The organism is Intrasporangium sp. (genome assembly GCF_051961875.1).
Classification (GTDB): Bacteria; Actinomycetota; Actinomycetes; order Actinomycetales; family Dermatophilaceae; genus Intrasporangium_A.
The window spans coordinates 1-2,984 of record NZ_JBQCCV010000193.1 but is presented as its reverse complement, the minus strand read 5'-3'; the positions used below and the strand labels follow the sequence as shown (position 1 = coordinate 2,984).

Below are 2,984 nucleotides of genomic sequence, written 5' to 3'. Positions count from 1 at the left end.
CGCGGACGACGCCCCGGTAGAAGTCGAGGTAGTCGAGAAGCAAACCGCGCAGGTCGTCGGTCGATGCCGGCTCCGGAAACTCGCCCACAGGCCGCAACAGTAGCCGCGTCAGTTGGCCGGCCCGGACCCGAGGATCACAGTGCCCTGGTGGGCGTCCCCGGCCGCGTCGACCCAGGCGATGGACACGTGGTCACCGGGCTTGTGCGCGGTGAGGACGGCATTGACCTCGGACTGGGTGGAGACGGCGGTCCCACCGATCTCGGTCAGCGTGTCCCCCACAGTGAGCCCGAGCCGCGCCGCGGCAGTACCGGGAATGACGCCCTGGATCGTCGTGGCGGACTCGGCGCCGGTGACCCCGTCGGGCAACAGGTCGACACCGAGGAACGCCGGAAGCCCTTGTTGGATGGTCGCGTTGGAGACGCCACCGACGATCTCGTTCGCGATGTCGAGGGCATGGTCCACGGGGATCGCATAGCCCGCCTCGGTGGCCCCGGTACGGGGGTTCGTCGCCGCAGCCGTGTCCATGCCGATCACCCGTCCGGACGAGTTGAGCAGCGGGCCGCCGGAGTCGCCAGGCTCGACGTCGGTGCTCGTCTCGATGAGGCCGCTGACCTGCTCGGCATTCGAGTTGCCGACGTCGCTGGCGGTGATGGCCTGACCGAGGGCGGTGACGGTCCCCGAGGCCGCTGAAGTCCCGGGAGCATTGCCGGCGTTGCCGACTCCGGTGACGGACTGCCCGACCGCGACCGCGTTCGAGTCGCCGAGCGGCGCCGTCTGCAGTCCGCTGGCATTCCTGAGCTGCAGCACCGCCACGTCGTTGGTCGGGCTGTCGCCGACGACACTCGCGGTGTAGCGATGCCCGGTGGTGAGGTCCACCGCGGTGATGGACGTGGCGCCGTCGATGACGTGGTTGTTGGTCAGGATGCGGCCGTTGCTCGTCAGCACGATGCCGGTACCCGCCGCCTCGTTCTGGCCGTAGTCCACCGTCGTGAGGATGTTGACGACGCCGACGACCTGGGCGGCGGTGGCCTGGGTCGCGGGCCGCACGGGGGTGGTGGCTGACCCCGATCCGCCGGATCCGCCGCTAGACGCGGATCCGCCGTCGGACCCGTCTCCCCCACCGGAGCCGTGCCCGTAGCCGTTGCCGAAGTACCCATAGCCCCAGCGGCCGCTACCGGACCCGAAGCCGCCGCTGGTGTTCGAGCCCTGGTAGGGGCTGGAGGGCGTGGCGGAGGCGGAGCTGCCCGCCGAGGAGCTGGCGGCACGGGCCTCGAAGGTGGCGCCGCCGGCGGCAGCCAGGGCAGCCACCGCCCCGACGGCCGCGATACGGGTGAGGCGACGAGTGTGGTGATGCGTCATGGCGAGTCCTGAGTTCAGCGACACGTGGTTGTGTCACCTCCAGAGCACGCCACCTCGCCGTGCGAGAACTACTGCTCGGTTGTGTGTTTGCTGTGCGATTTCAGGGCGAGGCGACCAGGGCCCACGTCCGCTCGGCGGGGTGGGCGGCATACCGAGGGGCGGTGTTCCCCGGCATCCCCGCATGGCAGGATGGCGGGCGACGTCAGCAGTCCCTTGAGCGGCACCGCCCGGTGCCGCGCGCCCGGTCCCCCCGCCCTGCCCTCGCGCGGAGCGCAGCCGACCGGGTGCCAGCGCTCCACCGAGACGGTGGAACACGGAAGGGACCGAACCATGAACGTCCAGATCCTCACCGGCGATCCGGCCGCCTACGTGCACCTGCTCGAGCACGTGACCAGCACCGCTCTGCCGAGCAGCGACGCCAACCTCGAGGGCATGCGCATCGATGTCGAGTACTACCTCGGCGAAGACTCCATGCTGAGCGGCTTCGTCCTGCACCCCTCCGACGTCGCACGCCGCGGCACACCGCCGCAGCTGATCAGCGCCTCGGCGTCGTGGGGCGTCAGGGCAAAGGACTTCGGGCCCCGGGAGCGTGCCTCGTTCCTCGAATGGCACTGGCAGCGAAGGCTCCGCTACCGCTACGCCCACGCGCACGTGGTGACGGCGACGCCCGACGGTCACCTGCACCTGCACGCGGTGACCCAGATCGACCCCGATGACTTCTACGTGACCCTGCACGTCGACGTCGCCCCCGGGAGCGGCGACTGCTAGGGGGGCTCGGATGATGGCGTGCAGGAACGGGGGCGCGGGCTCCCGTTCCTGTACGCCGCGGGGAGGAGCCCCTAGGTGGCGCGGACAGTCCCAGCATGGGGGCCTAGCGTCGAGTGATGAGCACGGCGCGAGCTCGGCTCGCCGCTCTCGTATGCGGCGCGACGTTCTGCGCCTCGCTGCTGGCGGCCTGCTCGCGGGCCGACACTCCCGCCCCCTCCGCCGCGTCGCGTCCACCACCGGCCGCGTCGCCTGCGCCGACGACGGGACCGGACGCGTTGACCGGCTGGACGACCTACCATGCCGACCCGGGCCGGACCGGTGACGTCCGCAACGGCCCGGACCCGACTCCGGCCAGGCCTGCCTGGTCGACCGACCTCGGCGGTGCCGTGCGAGGGCAGCCGCTCGTCTTCCATGGCCTGGTCATCGCGGCCACCGAGGACGACCGTGTCGTGGCGCTCGACCCCAAGGACGGTCGCGTGGTCTGGTCCATCGTCATCGGCGAACCGCTCACCGACGTGCAGCAGGTGGCCGGCTGCGGCGACATCGACCCCTTGGGCATCACCGGCACCCCTGTCATCGACACCCGGTCGGGCACCGTCTACGTCGTTGGTGAGATTCACGGCGGCGGTGGCGCGGTGCTGCACGAGCTGGTCGGTCTCGCGGTGTCCGACGGCCACGTGCGTTTGCGTCGCGATGCCGACCCACCGCTGCCGGCCGGGGAGGATCCGGTCAACCTGCTGCAGCGGCCGGGGCTCGCGTTGTCATCCGGCCGCGTCTACGTCGCCTTCGGGGGCAACTACGCGGACTGCGGCCACTACCACGGCTGGGTTGTCGGTATCGACGTCGACGCGACTACG

Annotated in this window: 3 protein-coding genes; 2 read left to right on the top strand and 1 reads right to left on the bottom strand. The window is 71.1% G+C overall.

Annotated features, from left to right (window positions below):
* Positions 1–108: 108 nt before the first annotated feature.
* Positions 109–1,359 carry a S1C family serine protease gene (locus ACTHJJ_RS11585; RefSeq protein WP_440303097.1) on the bottom strand — a complete coding sequence of 417 codons (1,251 nt, stop codon included), beginning with the start codon at positions 1,357–1,359 and terminating at the stop codon, positions 109–111.
* 330 nt (positions 1,360–1,689) lie between these two features.
* Between ACTHJJ_RS11585 and ACTHJJ_RS11580 the strand changes: the two genes are divergently transcribed.
* A complete protein-coding gene (locus tag ACTHJJ_RS11580) occupies positions 1,690–2,127 on the top strand; it encodes a hypothetical protein (RefSeq protein WP_440303096.1) in 438 nt (145 codons plus the stop codon).
* Between the two features lie 116 nt (positions 2,128–2,243).
* Positions 2,244–2,984 (top strand): outer membrane protein assembly factor BamB family protein (locus ACTHJJ_RS11575; protein ID WP_440303095.1); only part of this gene is annotated, 741 nt, incomplete at its 3' end.

Excerpts from the sequence above, each read along its gene's own strand:
- ACTHJJ_RS11585 (WP_440303097.1), bottom strand. The coding sequence starts at position 1,359 with ATGACGCATCACCACACTCGTCGCCTCACCCGTATCGCGGCCGTCGGG.
- ACTHJJ_RS11580 (WP_440303096.1), top strand. The coding sequence starts at position 1,690 with ATGAACGTCCAGATCCTCACCGGCGATCCGGCCGCCTACGTGCACCTG.